The following is a 16,565-nucleotide window of genomic DNA, read 5'->3' as shown; positions in this document are numbered from 1 at the left end:
CGGACCTCCTGCTTCAATGCCGCAGCTGCGTCGCGTCCAGCGGTTTCAGCGACGCCTCGCCCTTCGCCCAGCTCAGCCCGAGGCCGATATCGCCCGAACGCTGGTAGAAATCCAGCCGCAGCCGGTGCCAGCCGCGGCGCAGCGGCACGCTGCCTTCCACCGGCTGATCGTAGGTCTCGTTGCGCACTACCGCCTCGCCGTCGATGTACAGCGCGGAAGCATCGTCGGCCTGTGCGCGGAAACGGTACAGGCCGTCTTCGGGCACGTGCAGCCAGCCTTCGAACACCAGCCCGAAATGCTCGTGGCGGCCGTAGCCGCGCCAATCGAACGACTGCGCGCTGCCGCTGCGCACCGGCTTGGCCGCTTCCATCTCGGCGAACCGGTCGAAGGTGCCTTCGTAGTAACGGTAGGACACGCCGGAGGCGCGCGCTTCCTTCGGTTCCGGCTGCGCCGGCTTGTAGCGGCGGTTGCGCAGGATCGCGCGGTGGATGCCGCTCTCGCGCCCATCGGCGGTGATCGTCAGCGTGCGCACCGTGACCGCGCCGTCGGCCGGCACGGTGACGCTGACCGGTCCGGTCGCCCGCGGCGAGGCGGTGTTCGGGACGCTGCCGTCCAGGGTGTAGTGGATGCGGCTGCCGGGCACGCGTGGCCGCAGGTCCAGGGTGTACTGATCCTGTTCCACCGCCAGGCCGTCGCGCAGGCCCCAGGGCGCCGGAATGCGGTAACGCAGTCCGGCCTGTGCCAGGCGCGGATACTGGCCGGACAGGCGTCGATCGAAGGCGTCGAAATCGCGCTGCGCCTGCGGCGTCCACGCGATCTCGGCCAGCGCCAGCAGACGCGGGAACACCATGTATTCGACCACTTCCTCGCGCGGCATGCGCTCGGTCCACACGTTCGCCTGCACGCCGAGGATGTGGTGGCGCTTGTCGGCCTCCAGTTCCACCGGCACCGGGTCGTAGGCATAGACCGTCTCGATCGGCAGCTCGCCACCCTTCTGCCACAGTTCGGTGTCCTTGGGACCCTGGCCATAGTCGAGGTAGCAGCAGCGCGTCGGCGACATGATCACGTCGTTGCCGTGGCGCGCGGCGGCGATCCCGCCGGCCTCGCCGCGCCACGACATCACCGTCGCATCCGGGGCAAGGCCGCCTTCGAGGATTTCATCCCAGCCGATCAGGCGCTTGCCGCGCGAGTGCAGGAAGCGCTCCATCCGGCGGATGAACCAGCTCTGCAGTTCGTGTTCGTCCTTCAGGCCTTCGCGGCGGATGACTTCCTGCGCCGCCGCGCTCTGCTGCCAGCGCGTCTTCGGCGCTTCGTCGCCGCCGATGTGCACGTACGGCGCCGGGAACAGCGGGATGACCTCGTCCAGCACGTTCTCCAGGAAGGTGAAGGTCGGCTCGGTCGGGCAGAAAATGTCGTCGAACACGCCCCAGGTGGTGCCGGTCTCGAACGGTCCCGGCGTGCAGCCCAGTTCCGGATAGGCGGCCAAGGCGGCCAGCGCATGGCCCGGCATCTCGATTTCCGGAATCACCGTGATGTGCAGCGACGCCGCGTAGGCGACCACGTCGCGCACCTCGTCCTGGGTGTAGAAGCCGCCGTAGGGTTTGCCGTCGCCGTCGGTTTCCTTGCGCTGCCCGCCCACTTCGGTCAGGCGCGGATAGCGCTTGATCTCGATGCGCCAGCCCTGATCGTCGGTGAGATGCCAGTGGAAGCGGTTGAGCTTGTAGTGCGCCATCCGGTCCAGCAGCCGCTTGATGAAATCAACCGGGAACAGGTGGCGGCCCACGTCCAGGTGCATGCCGCGATAGGCGAAGCGCGGCGCGTCATCGATACGCTGCGCCGGCAGCTCCAGCCGCTGGGCGCGCTCGATGGGCAGCAGTTGCATCAGCGTCTGCACACCATAGAACTGGCCGGCGGCGTCGCCGCGCAGGCTGACGCCTTGCGGCTGCACATGCAGTTGGTAGGCCTCGGCGGCGATGTCCTTGCCGGCGGGCGCCAGCCGGATCACGTCGGCGGTTTTCGCCGATGCCTTGCCGCAATCGCGCAGCGCCCAGCCTTGCCGCTCGCGCAGCCAGGCATTGAACAGATCGGCATTCGCCTGCGCGTCCTTGCCTTCCGCGCACAGCCGCGTGGCAGGCGACAGCCCGAAGGTTCCGGTTTCCGGTTTGACCGATGCCGGCAACGGCACCAGCGAAGGCGCCGGTGCCTGTGCGGATGCCTGTGCGTGCGCGAATCCCGATGCCAGCAGGACCAGTCCTGCCGCCAGCCAACGTTGCATCGATCCAAAACTTGACGCGTGTGTTCCGTGCAAAGCCCTTCCCTCCTCGCTCGGTGTGGTGTCCCGGCTCAGCCGCGCGGGCGCACCACGTTCAGTACCTCATGGCATGCGCCCATGGTGTGGTAGTCCGTCTTGCCGGCCGGACTCTTCTCGTCGCTGTACTTGCGGTTGTCCGCATCCAGGATGCGGTACCACGCGCCGTACCGGTGATCGACGAAGTACTTCCAGGAGTAGTCCCACAGGCGGTCATACCACTGCCAGTAGGACGCATCGCCGGTGCCCTGCGCCAGCAGCGCGGCGGCGGCCAGCGATTCGGCCTGCACCCAGAAATACTTGTCGTCGTCGCACACCGCGCCGTCCGGGGCGAAGCCGTAGTACAGACCGCCACGCGTCTCGTCCCAGGAACGCGCCACCGCGACATCGAACAGGTGGCGTGCGGTCGGCACCAGCCAATCGGCGTCGACATGGCGATCCAGGATCATCAGCAGCTTGGCCCACTCGGTCTGGTGGCCGGGCTGGAATCCCCACGGGCGGAACAGGTGCTTGGGATTGTCGCGGTTGTAGTCCCAGTCGATGTTCCACTGGGTGTCGTAGTGTTCCCACACCAGTCCGTCGGCCTTGGCGGCCTGCCGGCGGGTCATGTGGTCGGCCAGTTGCAGGGCACGCTCGACATAGCGGCGCTCGCCGGTGGCCTCGAACGCCGCCAGCATCGCCTCGCACATATGCATGTTGGCGTTCTGGCCGCGATAGCCGGTGAAGTTCCACTGCGCGTCGGCCTCATCCTTGTACAAGCCGAATTCCGGTTCCCAGAACCGCTGCTCCAGCAGGTTCCAGGTTTCGTCCATCCAGCCACGCGCCTCTTCCACGCCGGCCTTCACGCCGCAGGAATAGGCCAGCAGGACGAAGGCCACGCCGTAGCAGTGGTTCATGTCGTCCTCGACCACGCCGTCGCGCAGCGTCCACGCGTAGCCACCGGTGGCCGGGTTGCGGTGCACCTCGCGCAGGTAGCGCAGGCCGTGCTTCACCGCGTCCAGGTATTCGGCGTTGCCGAATTCGCGGAACGCCATCGCGTAGTTGAAGACGAAGCGCGTGCTGCTGACCAGGTGGCGATGGCCGGCGTCGTAGACGCTGCCGTCGTCGCGGAAGTAATGGAAGAAGCCGCCGGCCGGATCGATGGCGCGCGGATGGTAGAAGGCCATGGTCTGCGCGATGTGTTCGCGCAGGAACGCGGGCGACCGGAAATCCGGCGCGGTATCAGGCGTGCTCATGTTGGTCCTGCAGCAGTTGTTGGACTTCGGCCAGGGTCGGCATGGCGGCGAAGGCGCCCTTGCGGGTCACCGCCAGCGCGCCGACGGCGGCGCCGAAGCGGAGGGTGTCCTCGATGGCCGCGCGGTCGTGGCAGAACGCGGCGAAACCGGCGCCGTCCCCGCCCCGCTCCCCCAGCCGGAACAGCAGGCCGCCGACGAAGGCGTCGCCCGCGGCGGTGGTGTCGCGCGTCTCGACCCGGAAACTGCTCACGCGTCCATTGGCCTGGCGGGTGAACCAGCGGATCGGCGCGGCACCGTCGGTGATGATCAGCAACTGGGCTTGGCCTTCGAACAGGCGCTCGCGCACCCGGGTTTCGCCTTCCGCGCCACCGCCGAACGGACGCGCCAGGTAGTCGAGTTCTTCCTGCGACAGCTTCACCAGGTCCGCATTGCCCAGCGCTTCCCACAGCCGCGGCGCCGGATCCACGCCCGCAGGCCACAAGGCCGGGCGCAGGTTCAGATCCAGGCTGACCACCGCGCCGGCCGCGCGCGCGCGCAGCATGCCGTTGAAGGTGGTCTCGGCGATGGTCGGCTCGGTCAGGCTGTTGGAACAGACGTGGAAGCTGCCGGTACCGTTGAAACAGGCGGGCTGGAAATGCTCGGTGCGGAACAGCAGGTCCGCCGCCGGCGGCCGGTAGAAGCTGAAGCTGCGCTCGCCGGTCGCGTCCAGGGCGACGAAGGCCAGCGCGGTCTTGGCCTCGCCGGTGCGCACGATGCAGTCGGTCGCCACGCCGGCCGATTCCAGGCTCTCGCGCAGGAAGTCGCCGAACATGTCCTCGCCCAGCATGCCGGCGAAATGGGTATCCGCGCCGAGCCGGGCCGCGGCCACCGCCACGTTGGCGGGCGCGCCGCCGGCGTACTGCAGGAACGCCCGCGGGGTATCCGGCGTGGCCGGGGGCTGGGCGAGTAGATCGATCAAAACCTCGCCGAAACAAACGATTTTCGACATTTTGGCCTTACGCTCCCTTGGCCGCCGAGGCGTCCGGGCGCGAACCCGAGAGGCCATAGAAGATGATGTAGCCGTAGCAGAGCAGCGGCAGGATGAAGGAATGATGCAGGCCGATGCGATCGGCCAGCATGCCCTGCAGCAGCGGGATGACCGCGCCGCCGACGATAGCCATGATCAGCAGGCTCGAGGCCTTGTTCGTCAGTGGTCCAAGCCGCTCGATGCTGAGCGCGAAGATGGTCGGGAACATGATCGAATTAAACAGGCCGACACCAATCAGGCTGTAGACCGCCACCATGCCGGTATTACTCATGGTGATCGCCAGCAGCACGATGTTTCCGGCGGCGAAAGTCGCCAACAGCTTGCGCGGCGAGAGCTTGACCATCATGGCCGAACCGGCGAAGCGTCCGACCATCGCCAGGAACCAGTAGGCCATCAGGTACTTGGACGCCTTCTCCTCCGTGATGGCAGCGATTTCCGGTAGCGAGAAGTAGTTGACCATCAGGCTGCCAATGGCAACTTCCGCACCAACGTAGAAGAAGATGCCCAGAACGCCGAACATGACATGGCGATGGCTGAGCGCCTCGCGCAGCGTGTGCTTGCTGTGATCGGCCTGCTCGGTGGTTTCCGTCAGGGCCGGTAGCCGGAACAGGAACACGAATACGGCCAGCAGGAACAGGGCGATGCCCAGCCCCAGATACGGGCCTTGCACGGCCTGCGCTTCCTGCACGCGATAAGCGATCTGCTCGGCTTGCGGCATCACGGCGATCTGTTCTGCGCTCTTGACCGTGCTGGACAGGATCAACACGCCACCGAAGTACGGCGCCAGCGTGGTACCCAGCGAATTCAACGCCTGCGCCAGGGTCAACCGGCTGGAGCTGGTCTGCTCCGGTCCCAGCAGCGCGACATAGGGATTGGCCGCCACCTGCAGCACGGTGATGCCGGTGGCCAGCACGAACAGCGCGCCGAGGAAGGCTTCATAGATGCGCAGTTCGGCCGCCGGCCAGAAGCCCAGCGCGCCGATGCCGGCGATCACCAGGCCAGCGACGATTCCCTTCTTGTAGCCCAGGTGCGCGACCAGCCGGCCGGCCGGCAGCGACATCAGGAAGTAGGCGCCGAAGAAAGTGAACTGCACGAGCATCGCACGCGCGTAGTTCAGCTCGAACACCGCCTTCAGGTGCGGGATGAGGATGTCGTTGAGGCAGGTCAGGAAGCCCCACATGAAGAAGATCGTGGTGACCACGGCCAGGGCCACGCGGGTGTTGACCGCCGGGGCGGCGGCGGAGGTCCGGGGCTGGGGTGTCGGAGCAAAGGCCATGCGGGGGCTCGCCTCAGGGTTCGGTGGATACGGAGAAACGGAAGGACATCATGGGCGCGGCGCCCCGCTGCTTTCGCGGATGCGCAGCTCCACCGATGCGGTGGTGCGCTGCGGCGGGGCCTCGGGTTCGCCCAGGCGGCGCAGCAGCAGTTCAGCGGCCTGCCGGCCACGCTCGCGCGGGTTCACCGCCAGCGTGGTCAGCGGCGGCGACGTCACCGCGGCCTCGGAAATATCGTCGAATCCGGTGACCGCGAAATCGCGCCCCGGATGAATGCCGCGCGACGCCAGGCCCAGCATCAGGCCAAGGGCGACGGTGTCGTTGTAGCAGACCGCCGCGGTAGGGGCCGGTTCGCTGGCGAACAGTTCGCCGGTGTGCGAGGCGGCTTCCAGCCGGTTGGGCGCCGACTCGATCATCCGCCCATCCTCGACCGCCAGGCCGGCTTCCTGCATCGCCTGCGCGTAGCCCGCGCGGCGCTGCCGGCAGGACGACGAATCCGCGTGCCCTCCGAAGAAGGCGATGCGGCGATGGCCCAGATTGATCAGGTGCTGCGTCGCCATGTAGGCGCCGCGCTGGTTGTCCAGCGCCAGGAAATCCCAGTCGGCGCCATCCAGTTCGCGGTTGAACAGCAGCACGTTGCCGTGCGCGCCCAGCACCTGCCGCAACTGCGCGCTGTCGCTGCCCTCGGCGGGCGACAGGATCAGTCCGGCCGGCATGTGTTCCATCAGCGTGGACAGCACCGCCTGCTGGCGTTCGGGCGATTCGGCGGTGCTGCCGAGCAGGGTCACGTAACCACGCGCGCCCAGCGCCTCGTCCACGCCCGCCGCGAATTCGGCGAAGAACGGGTTGGACAGATCGTTGATCACCAGCGCGACGCTGGAGGACGTCTGCCGGCGCAGGTTGGCCGCGCCGCGGTTGTAGACATACCGCTGGCGGCGCAGCTCGGCTTCCACCCGCGCGCGGGTGTCGGCGTGCACCAGCGGACTGCCGCGCAGCACCAGTGAAACGGTCGCGCGCGAAACCCCGATGGCATTGGCGATGTCGGTGACCGTGACCGCCCGCTTGCCGGCCTTCCGGCCCGCGCCTGCGCGGGCACCCTTCCCTGTCGCGGTGGCTTTGTCTTTCATCTGTTCGTAACGTCCCGGGAAGCCGCAAGCCTAAACGATCGCGCGGGGGAAAATGCCATGCCGGCCGCCGGACCGGTGGGAGAGATAGCCGGAGCGGCGGCGGACATGGCGGTAACTCACTGGCCGCCCGCGGACGGAGCGGCGCAGAACGACGCCGGCAGATCGGCCGCGCGGGTGCCCCAGCCGGTGGTCGGCGGCGTGGCGGTCAGCGCGTACTCGATCCGGCCGCCCTGCTGCAGGCGATTCCAGTCCAGCCAGACCGGCGCATACGCCTGCCCGTCCACGCGCACGCCATCGACATACTGCAGCGTGCGGCCGTCGGCGCCCGGCGCGTCGATGCGCAGGGTGCGGCCCTGGCCCAGGTCCATCTCGACCCGGCTGAAGCGCGGCGCATGCAGCAGGAACTGGCCGGTGCCGGGCACGGCCGGATACAGGCCCATCGCGCTGAACAGGTACCAGGCCGACATCGTGCCGAGGTCATCGTTGCCGGTGACGCCGTTGGGCGCGTTGGTGAACAGCTGCTGGGCCGCGCGCAGCACGGTGGTGGTCTTCCACGGCTGGCCGATCAGCGTGTACATCCACGGCGCGTGCAGGTCCGGCTCGTTGTTGGGGTTGTAGCGGTACTGGTTGTAGTAGCTGTACGGGCCGACCACCCACTCCTTGCGGGCCGCGTGCAGCGGATCCTTCACCAGCGCGTCGTAGGCGAAGAAGGTGTCCAGGCGCTTGCCCGCCTGTTCTGCGCCGTGCATCGCCTCGACCAGTCCGGGCACGTCCTGCTGGACCAGCCACTGGTACTGCCAGGCGGTGCCTTCGTGGAAGCCGTGGTGCGAACGCGGGCTGTAGTGGCCGTCGGCCGGCACGTACCAGCCGCCGTCCTCCATGCGCGCGCGCGGGAAGCCGGTGAAGCCGGTTTCCTCGTCGCGCACGTCGGCGTCCCACACCTTGCGCCAGTTGCGGCCGCGCTCGCGCAACACCGCCACGTCCTCGCCCAGGCCCAGGCCGTCGGCCATCTGCGCCAGCGAGCAGTCGGCCAGCGCGTACTCCAGCGTGGCCGAACCGCCGTGGTGCGGATCCACGTCCATGCCCTTGGACGGCCAGGCGCGGTCGTACTGCACGAAGCCGTTGGCCAGATAGCTGGCGTTGCCGGAACGGCCGGCATGGCGCGAATTGGTCGGCGGCATCTCGAAGGCGTTCTGGCGCAGCGCCGCATAGGCCTGCTTCTCCACGCCCTTGAGCGCGCCGAAACGCCACAGGTCGACCATGAACGGGGTGACCGGGTCACCGGTCATCACGTTGGTCTCGAAGTTGGCATAGCCCCAGCGCGGCAACCAGCCGCCCTGCTCGTGGATCGCCAGCAGCGAACGGCCGATGTCGCGGGTGCGCTCGGGGCGCAGCATCGCCAGCAACTGGTTCTGCGAACGGTAGGTGTCCCACAGCGAGAAGTACTCGTAGTAGGTCCAGCCGTCGGCGCGGTGGATCTGCTCGTCGTAGCCGCGATAGCGGCCGTCGGCGTCGCTGCCGGTCAGCGGCTGCAGCAGCGCGTGGTACAGCGCGGTGTAGAACACCGTGCGGTCGTCCCGGTTGCCGCCCTGCACGCGGATGCTGGCCAGTTCCTTGCGCCAGGTGTCCTGGGCCTGCTTGCGCATCTGCTCGAAGCCGAGCAGCTTGCCGCCGCGCATGCCGTCGCTGCGCAGGTTGTTGCGCGCGCCTTCGGCATCGACGTGGGAGATCGCGCTGATCGCGGTGACCGCCTTGCCCTTGCTCGTGTCGAAGCTCAGCCAGGCACCGTTGAGCTTGGCTTCGCCTTCCATGCTGTGGCGCGCGCCCGGCAGGCCGCCAGTCTCGCCCCAGGTACCGAACGCCTTGAACGGGCGATCGAACTCGATGCGGAACCAGGTGGTGTACTGGTGGCCACCGCAGAAGCTGCGGGTGACCAGCTTGCCTTCCACCACGCGATCGCCGACCACGTCGATGGTGCTGCCGATCACCGAATGGCGCTCGTTGGCCTGCGCCACGTTGACCAGCACGTGGCCTTCGCTGGCGCCGGCGGAGAAGGTATAGCGCTCGGCCGCCGCGCGGGTCAGCGCGGTCGCCTCGGCGTCGATGCCGCCGTAATCGAGCAGGCGCACCTTGTAGTAACCGGCCTGCCCCACCTCGCCGTCGTGGCTGTAGCGGGAGGCATAGGTCTTGTGGTTGAAACGCTTGGGATCCTTGGTGTCGAAATCGCCGCCCGGCCCGATCGTGCCGGTGACCGGCAGGACCGAGACCTGGCCGCCCTGCTCCCAGCAACCGGCGCCGGACAGGAACGAATGGCCGAAGCCGCGGATCTTGGGATCGTCGTAACGCCAGCCCGTGTAGTGCTCACCGATGGGGCTGACCTGGATCAGGCCGAATGGCGCCGAAGCGCCCGGGAAGGTATTGCCGTCGTCCTTGCTGCCGATGAAGGTGTTCACTTCGCTCACCGGATCCACCGCCGGTGCGGCGTGGATCATCGGCGTGGCCAGCGCCAGCAGGCCGGCCAAGGCCAGTGCGACGGGACGGGCGCGCGTGGAAACCGGTACTCGGGACGTCGGTGTCATGCGGTCTGATTACCTTGTATGCGTGCGGTCTCGCGACCGCGGGTTGGAGCTTCCTGGAGTCCGGACGGCATCCCTCGGGGAGGATGCCGCCGGATTGTATGACGCGTACTGCGACTAGCTGGAGCGGACGGGAGGGTCCGGCCGTAGCCGGCCCCTCCTGCCCGGACCGTCCCGGAGGACGGAGGAGAACTCCGGTGCCTGCTTAGAACGTGAACACGTATTCCATCGCGACCTCGCGACCCACCGCGCTCAACAGGCGGGTCGGGGCGAAGTCATAGTCGAGCTTGTACGGATCCTTGTGGTTCCAGCTGGCCGCGTTGAACGCGTTGTTCACGTAGAAATTCAGCTTGGCGTGTTCGCTGATGCGATAGCCGACGTTGAAGTTCCAGGTGATGAACGGTCCGACGCGTCCGTAGTAGCGCTTGGTGGACTGACCGGCGTTCGGGTTCGGGTTCGGCTGACCATTCGGCAGCGTGGCCGGCTCGTGGCAGTTCAGCGACGGGTTGTCGCTGGGGACATAGCCATCGGCGAATGGCAGGCAGCCGCCCGGGTTGGTCAGACGATCGGTTCCCCAGTGATAGCGCACGCCCGGCACCGAACCAACGCGATCAGCGTAGATGTTGGCGTTCCAGTCGCCGCGCTGCCAGGCAACGCTGGCACGCAGTTTGCTGCGCAGGTCGCGGTCACGACGCTCCGGGTTCGGATCGTTCTCGTAGCGCTGTTCCTTGGTCGACAACTGGTTGGTGTAGTTGAAACCAAACTGGAAATTGCCCCAGTTGTCGGTGTCCAGACGGTAGCGACCAGTAACGTCCACGCCCTTGACGGTGCGCTGGGCCAGGTTGAACGGACCACGCTCGATCGAGACCAGCCGGCCATCGACGCGCGTCACGCGATCGTAGATACCCTGGCAATACTCGGCACCGGCCGGGTTCGACCATGGCGTGCCATCCATGTTCATGCCGGTTCGGCAACCTGCTTCCGCCGCCAGGATTTCATCGGCGCCGACGTCGACGATCATGTCTTCCAACTTGATCATCCAGTAATCGGCCGAGAACGACAGGTTCTGCAGCGGATCCCAGACGAAGCCAACGGTCCACGACTCGCCCGTTTCAGGCTTCAGGTACGGCGTACCACGACGATTGATGTCGAACGTGTACCAGACATCGGGATTGCCGACACCGCAGTTGTTGGTGAGGTACGCTCCGCTGTCGATGCAGGTGAAGCGATCCGTGGTGGTGACCGCCGCAGAGCTTGGCTGTCCCAGCAGGTAGTGCATGTCCGGGGCATGGAAGCTGGTCGCATAGGAGCCACGTACCAGCAGATTGTCCAACGGACGCCACTCCAGGCCCATGTTCCAGGTGGTTTCCTTCTGGGAACCGATGTCCAGGCCGGCCTCGTTGTTGTAGGCCTTGTAGCTGCCGTAGCGGTCATAGCGCGCCGCCGCGGTGGCGGTCAGCGAAGTCAGCAGCGGCACCTTGAATTCCACGCCCGCCGAATAGCGGGTGCGCTCGCCGCCGCCGCGATCCACGTTCTGTAGATCGAAATCGATACCGGCGCGGGCATCCGGGTTCAACCGATAGCCCTGCTGCGCCGCTTCCACGACCGCCGCGAACCCAATCGGGCCGGCCCAGCCTTCGAACAGATCACCGGAAACATCGAACGAGGCCTGATTGACCCACGATGCGGCGTTGTTCACTGCAACGGTACCAATCTGGTGGTAGACACCCGGTGTGATCGGATTCCACCAGCGTTCTTCATTCAGATCGTAGATGGCTTCGCCATCGGGCGTGGTGCCCAGACGCGGTCCGAGGAAGTAGTCATACGACTTCTGCTCGTCGACCACGTTCTGACGCTCCTCCACGCGGTAGTAGGAACGGCCAATAGACGCATTCCAGTCGAATCGTTCGGCGAAGGAGCCGCGCAGGCCGGCACTCCAGTCCCACGACAACTCGCGGTTGGTATTGCGCAACGTGTCAATGCCGCCGACTTCGTTCGGGGTCAACTGGCGCGAGCCAATCAGGGCACGGCCCGACGGCTGGTCGATGAAGTAGCCATTGGCATCGTCGACCAGATACACGCTTGGCGGTGCGGTGCCCCAGAGCGCCTCGGAATGGAACACGGCCAGGTTCGACCATGCCTGCATGCCGTTGCCGAAATCCCAAGTGGCGTAAAGATTGCCGGACAGGTTCTCGGAACCGCTGGTGAGCAGCCAATTGGCATAGTCGGCACTCATGCCGCACAACTGCCCGGTATTGGTAATCGTATCTGTACCGTAGTTGTAGACCAGGCGATCGGCGGTGTAGTACTCGCCACCGAACTTTTCGCAGGTACCCGTCGGCGGCGCCAGGCGCGTGCCGCTTCCAGCATCAATCAACGCCAGACCAGTGTTCGGGCGGAAGCCGACCTTGCGCTGCTCCATGTTCCAGGAAGAGCGCGGTGCATCCGAATTGTCGTCCATCTCCGGACGATCACGGCCGAACAGCGGATCGCGCTTGTTGTACTGCAGCGCATAGGTGACGCTCCACTGCTGCCCGGTCTTGCCGCCCGCCCAGGAGAGATCCCAGGAATCGCGACCGCCTTCGGTCGAGGAACCACCGCGGAGGCGGACTTCGTCGCCGTCGTAGTTCGTCTTCAGGATGATGTTGACCACGCCGGCGATGGCATCGGAACCATAGATCGCCGACGCGCCGCCGGTCAGCACTTCCACGCGCTCGACTGCGGCTGCGGGAATGTTGCTGTAGTTGGAGAAATTGGTTTCGCCGTTATACGGCAGCGGGTAATCGGCGACGCGGCGGCCGTTGACCAGCAACAGCGTGCGGTTGGGTCCCATGCCGCGCAGGTTCAGGCCGCTGGCATTGGGAGTATGCGAACCCCACTGGGAGTCCGCCTCGACCGTGCCGGTGGCTTCGGTCAGGGTGGTCAACACGTCATAGACGGTGACGAAGCCTTCCTTCTTGATTTGGTCGGCGGTAATCACATTGACCGGCGCCGGACCTTCCACCTGGGCGCGCTTGATGCGCGAGCCGGTGACGGTGACGGTATCGAGTTCCTTGGTGGATTCGGAAGAAGCGGCCTCCTGGGCGGCCACGGACAACGAAGGCAGCATCGCCAGCAGCAGGGCGCTGGACAGGACGTTGCGGCGGTAACGGGTGGACTGAGCCATTTTTGCGAAGTACTCGGGGGTGGTTAGTTGGTGTGGTGTTTGACTTGCGATACGGCGGCGTCCAGAAGGATTTCTCTCGATCTAACCCCGCGCCTGAATCGTTCTAATGGCTCAGGCGCCTCTCTCTGGATCGATCTAAATTAAGCATGCGTAAATGCGGGATGGCATTCCGCAACGCAGCAAATCAGCCAGGCTCGCATTTTGAATCGAGATAAATGTTTCGAATCAATGGCTTGAGGGTGGCGGTTTCAGCCCCCTGCCATGCATCGATGACAGGCGGATGAACAAAGTGCGCAAACTCACCCGCGAGGCCCGCCCGCTGCGCACCTGGCCCCGCGGCTCAGCGCGCGGCGAGTGCCCGCCTGAACGCGGCGACGATCGCCGGATCGGTTTCCTGACGGTCGTACTCGAGCCCGGCCAGCGCCGGGTTATGGAACGCCATTGCCGTGGCGCGCCGCGCCTTGGCCGAGGCATGCACCTCGTTCACGCCGGTCGCCCGCACCAGTCCCGCGACATTGCCCGGCGTCAGCCCGGCCCCGGCCAGGATCCCGATGCGACCGGCCGCCTGCCGCACATGGCCGGCGATCGCCGCGGCACCCAGCACCGCGTCGGCCTGGCCACCCGAGGTCAGCACCCGATCACATCCCAGCGCCACGATCGCTTCCAGCGCCCTGGCCGGATCGCGGACCGCGTCGAAGGCGCGATGGAACGTGACACCCATACCCGATGCCGCCGACACCAACTCGCGGCACAGCGGCAGGTCGATGTCGCCGCCCGCGTCAAGTGCGCCAATCACCACGCCGTCGCAGCCCAGCTGCCGGCAGGCCGCGATGTCATGCAGCATCACCTCGGTTTCTTCCGGGCCATACAGGAAGTCGCCGGCCCGCGGCCGGATCAGCACGAAGATCGGAATCGACAACCGGTCCCGGGTCCTCGCCAGGGTGCCGTAGGAAGGCGTGGTGCCGCCCTCGCCCAGGTTCTCGCACAGCTCGATCCGATCCGCGCCGCCGGCCTGCGCCGCGAGCGCGGACAGGTGCGAGTTGGCGGCGATTTCCAGCAGGCAGCCGTCGGGCTTTTCGTTCATGACTGCGTGGTCGTGTAGACCGAGCCGGATTCGCGCAGATCGTCGCGCTTGCCGGCATCGCATACCGCATAGACGAAACCGCGATGCAGGGCGAACGCCCCGACCTCGCCATGCTTGTTGAGCGCCAGGAAGCACACCTGCAGGTTCTTGCTGGCCTCCGGACGCTTGCGCACCACCCGGTCGATGGCTTCGCGGCAGGCGTCCATCGGCGAGCGGCCCTGGCGCATCAGTTCGACCACCAGGAAACTGGCGGCGTTGCGGATCATCTCCTCGCCCACCCCGGAGGCGGTGGCGGCGCCGACCTCGTTGTCGACGTAGAGGCCGGCGCCGATGATCGGACTATCGCCGACCCGGCCGTGCATCTTCCAGGCCATGCCGCTGGTGGTGCAGGCGCCGGCCAGCCGGCCCTGCGCATCGATGGCGAGCATGCCGATGGTGTCGTGGTTGTCCTTGTTGCCGGGCTGTCCGCGCCGCTCGGCGTTGATCTCCGGCTTGTACTCGGCGGTCTTCAGCCAGTCGCGCCACGCCTTCTCGGCCTGCGGCGTGAGCAGGCGCTTCTTCTCGAAGCCTTCGGCGACCGCGAACTGCTGGGCGCCCTCGCCCACCAGCATCACGTGCGGGGTTTTCTCCATGACGCGGCGCGCCACCGAGATCGGATGCAGGATGTCCTCCAGCGCGGCCACCGAACCGCAGCGGCCGTCGCCGTCCATGATGCTGGCGTCCAGGGTCAGCACGCCGTCGCGATCCGGATTGCCGCAATGGCCGACGGTGGGATTGCACAGCTCGCTCTCGGCCCAGCGCGCCCCGGTTTCCACCGCGTCCAGCGCGGTGCCGCCGCGGGCCAGCACCGGCCAGGCCGCCTGGTTGGCGGGCACGCCGAAATCCCAGGTGGACACCACCCGCGCACCGGGAGCGGAAGCGGCGCCCGCGCGCATGGCGGGCAACGACAGGGCACCGGCGGCCAACAGGCCGGCCTGCAGGAACTGCCTGCGATCAGTCATCGGATCCTCCCTCGGGATGGGCGCGCGCGGCGCCGTGTCGATTCAATCCAGGTGGTGCGAGGCGTACCACGCGGCCGCGCCCATCACGCCAAGTTGGCCGTGATCGACCCGCCACACCGGCACGTGCCGCAGCACGTGGCCGAGCACGCCCTTGTTGAGATAGCGCTCGCGGAATCTGCCGTTGCGCAGGAACTGTTCGATATGGCCGGAGATGCCACCCGCCAGATAGACCGCCTTGGCGCCGAACGCGATCGCCAGATCGCCGGTCAGGCTGCCCAGCCAGCCGCAGAACACCTCGACGGTTTCCACCGCCAGCGGATCCTCGCCCGCCTGCGCGGCGGCGATCAGTTGCTCGGGCGTCTGCCAGCGCGGGGTCCTGCCGCGAATCTCGCACAGGCACGGATACAGGTTCATCAGGCCGTTGCCCGACAGCACGCGCTCGTTGTCCACGTGCGGCCAGCGCTTCATCAGCAGCGCCAGCACTTCCATTTCCAGCGCATTGCCCGGCGCCAGCGCCGCATGGCCGAACTCGCTGGCCAGCACCGGCCGCGTGCCGCCCTCGAAACGCAGCGCCGCCCCGAGCCCGGTACCGGGCCCAAGCACCAATGCCGGCCAATGGAAGGTATGCGGATGCTCGCCGCTCAGCGGCGACAGGCCGTCGGCGTGCAGATAGGGAATCGCGTAGGCGACCGCCTCGAAGTCGTTGATCAGCGAGAGCGTCGCCAGACCGGAGGCCTGCCGGGTGCGCTCCAGCGACACCGGCCACGGCAGGTTGGAATTGACCAGGGTGTCGCCATCCAGCAGCCCGGCGATCGCCACCACCGCGGCATCGGCCGTGGCGTGCTCATCGACGGCGAACCTGTGCAGAATCGCGGCCAGGTCGGGGTATTCGGCGCAGGCGTACTTCTGGTACGCGAGGACGCGCGGCGCATGCCCCGCCGCCACCGCGACCTTGGCCAGCCGGGCGAAGGTTCCGCCGACATCGGCAACGATCAGTTCGCGGCCGGGCGAGGCGTGCGTGGCCTGACTCATTTGCGGCACTTCAGGATTGGCCGGGTACGGTACCGCTGCTGCATTCACGCGTTTGCCCTGGTTTGGATCGATTCAAGCGCCTGGATTCTGTGGCATCGCAGGACGTTTGGAAAGATGCCGAATCCATACCGGGGCGTACTCCGCGGGCGCACAGGGAAGCAACCCGTTCACTTTAACAGGCCGCCCCGGCGCCCGGCGCGATCCGCCTGGACCCGCGTCCAATGCTTATCCGGTGATGTATGCCGCCGCCCGCCGCTGCACATTCACGGGCCGCGCGGTTAAAGTACGTGCCGTCATGTCGCTTCCCTCGCTGCTGCTGCGGATCCTGTTGAGCGTCACCCTGCTGGTCTCGGGGACGGGCAACGCCGTGGCCGCGCTGCAGATGCACGTGGCCCAGGCCGGCCAGGCGCATGCGGGACACGCCATGAACGACTGCGCCATGACGGCAAAGGCCGACCCGGCGGTGTCCGCCACCTGCCACGACGCGGACGGCGTCCCAACCGCTGCCGAACCGGCGCCGGCCCACGACCATGGCCAGCCCGATTGCTGTTCCACCGGCCACTGCGATGGCTTCTGCGCCCAGCAGGCGCCCGCGGCGATGCCGGCGGCGTGGATCGGCAACGGACCGCGCGCCAGCGCCGATCCGGTCGGTCCTGTTCCCGCCGGTCATCCCGCCCCGCCGCTTCCTTCCCCGCAGCGACCTCCCATCGCCTGAATCCGGCCACAGGGCCGTGG

Annotated in this window: 11 protein-coding genes; 1 reads left to right on the top strand and 10 read right to left on the bottom strand. The window is 67.1% G+C overall.

Annotated elements, in window-relative coordinates:
• Nucleotides 1-13: 13 nt before the first annotated feature.
• The 10 genes from IQ458_RS08260 to IQ458_RS08215 form a co-directional block, all read right to left on the bottom strand.
• Nucleotides 14-2,275, bottom strand: a complete 2,262-nt coding sequence (locus tag IQ458_RS08260) for a family 20 glycosylhydrolase (RefSeq protein WP_203322498.1) — start codon at nt 2,273-2,275, stop codon at nt 14-16.
• Between the two features lie 68 nt (nt 2,276-2,343).
• Nucleotides 2,344-3,543 carry an AGE family epimerase/isomerase gene (locus IQ458_RS08255; protein ID WP_203322497.1) on the bottom strand — a complete coding sequence of 400 codons (1,200 nt, stop codon included), beginning with the start codon at nt 3,541-3,543 and terminating at the stop codon, nt 2,344-2,346.
• Complete coding sequence (locus IQ458_RS08250; RefSeq protein WP_203322496.1) at nt 3,530-4,531, bottom strand: carbohydrate kinase family protein; 1,002 nt, start codon at nt 4,529-4,531, stop codon at nt 3,530-3,532. The genes IQ458_RS08255 and IQ458_RS08250 overlap by 14 nt, the downstream gene beginning before the upstream one ends.
• A 7-nt stretch (nt 4,532-4,538) precedes the next feature.
• Complete coding sequence (gene fucP, locus IQ458_RS08245) at nt 4,539-5,846, bottom strand: L-fucose:H+ symporter permease (RefSeq protein ID WP_203322495.1); 1,308 nt, start codon at nt 5,844-5,846, stop codon at nt 4,539-4,541.
• Nucleotides 5,847-5,894: 48 nt separating this feature from the next.
• Complete coding sequence (locus IQ458_RS08240; RefSeq protein ID WP_203322494.1) at nt 5,895-6,971, bottom strand: LacI family DNA-binding transcriptional regulator; 1,077 nt, start codon at nt 6,969-6,971, stop codon at nt 5,895-5,897.
• Between the two features lie 116 nt (nt 6,972-7,087).
• Nucleotides 7,088-9,463, bottom strand: coding sequence for a GH92 family glycosyl hydrolase (locus IQ458_RS08235; RefSeq protein WP_235996689.1), 2,376 nt, complete (start codon nt 9,461-9,463; stop codon nt 7,088-7,090).
• Nucleotides 9,464-9,752: 289 nt separating this feature from the next.
• A complete protein-coding gene (locus tag IQ458_RS08230; protein ID WP_203322492.1) occupies nt 9,753-12,713 on the bottom strand; it encodes a TonB-dependent receptor plug domain-containing protein in 2,961 nt (986 codons plus the stop codon).
• Between the two features lie 340 nt (nt 12,714-13,053).
• Complete coding sequence (locus IQ458_RS08225; protein ID WP_203322491.1) at nt 13,054-13,797, bottom strand: copper homeostasis protein CutC; 744 nt, start codon at nt 13,795-13,797, stop codon at nt 13,054-13,056.
• Nucleotides 13,794-14,798, bottom strand: coding sequence for a glycosylasparaginase (locus IQ458_RS08220; RefSeq protein ID WP_183636551.1), 1,005 nt, complete (start codon nt 14,796-14,798; stop codon nt 13,794-13,796). The genes IQ458_RS08225 and IQ458_RS08220 overlap by 4 nt, the downstream gene beginning before the upstream one ends.
• Before the next feature lie 42 nt (nt 14,799-14,840).
• Nucleotides 14,841-15,830, bottom strand: coding sequence for a glucokinase (locus IQ458_RS08215; RefSeq protein WP_183636555.1), 990 nt, complete (start codon nt 15,828-15,830; stop codon nt 14,841-14,843).
• A gap of 295 nt (nt 15,831-16,125) precedes the next feature.
• Between IQ458_RS08215 and IQ458_RS08210 the strand changes: the two genes are divergently transcribed.
• Nucleotides 16,126-16,545 (top strand): CopL family metal-binding regulatory protein, encoded by a 420-nt coding sequence (locus IQ458_RS08210; protein WP_203322490.1) that lies wholly within the window; start codon nt 16,126-16,128, stop codon nt 16,543-16,545.
• Nucleotides 16,546-16,565: the final 20 nt, after the last annotated feature.

The sequence above is a fragment of the Pseudoxanthomonas beigongshangi genome, from assembly GCF_016820515.1.
Lineage (GTDB): Bacteria > Pseudomonadota > Gammaproteobacteria > Xanthomonadales > Xanthomonadaceae > Pseudoxanthomonas_A > Pseudoxanthomonas_A beigongshangi.
The sequence above is the reverse complement of the archived record's forward strand: the minus strand, read 5'-3'. Positions and strand labels throughout refer to the sequence as shown.

Bases quoted from the DNA above. Each gene is read 5' to 3' on its own strand.
- IQ458_RS08260 (WP_203322498.1), bottom strand. From the start codon at position 2,275: ATGCAACGTTGGCTGGCGGCAGGACTGGTCCTGCTGGCATCGGGATTC.
- IQ458_RS08240 (WP_203322494.1), bottom strand. From the start codon at position 6,971: ATGAAAGACAAAGCCACCGCGACAGGGAAGGGTGCCCGCGCAGGCGCG.
- IQ458_RS08255 (WP_203322497.1), bottom strand. From the start codon at position 3,543: ATGAGCACGCCTGATACCGCGCCGGATTTCCGGTCGCCCGCGTTCCTG.
- IQ458_RS08230 (WP_203322492.1), bottom strand. From the start codon at position 12,713: ATGGCTCAGTCCACCCGTTACCGCCGCAACGTCCTGTCCAGCGCCCTG.
- IQ458_RS08210 (WP_203322490.1), top strand. From the start codon at position 16,126: ATGTCGCTTCCCTCGCTGCTGCTGCGGATCCTGTTGAGCGTCACCCTG.
- IQ458_RS08220 (WP_183636551.1), bottom strand. From the start codon at position 14,798: ATGACTGATCGCAGGCAGTTCCTGCAGGCCGGCCTGTTGGCCGCCGGT.
- IQ458_RS08215 (WP_183636555.1), bottom strand. From the start codon at position 15,830: ATGAGTCAGGCCACGCACGCCTCGCCCGGCCGCGAACTGATCGTTGCC.
- fucP (WP_203322495.1), bottom strand. From the start codon at position 5,846: ATGGCCTTTGCTCCGACACCCCAGCCCCGGACCTCCGCCGCCGCCCCG.
- IQ458_RS08225 (WP_203322491.1), bottom strand. From the start codon at position 13,797: ATGAACGAAAAGCCCGACGGCTGCCTGCTGGAAATCGCCGCCAACTCG.
- IQ458_RS08235 (WP_235996689.1), bottom strand. From the start codon at position 9,463: ATGATCCACGCCGCACCGGCGGTGGATCCGGTGAGCGAAGTGAACACC.
- IQ458_RS08250 (WP_203322496.1), bottom strand. From the start codon at position 4,531: ATGTCGAAAATCGTTTGTTTCGGCGAGGTTTTGATCGATCTACTCGCC.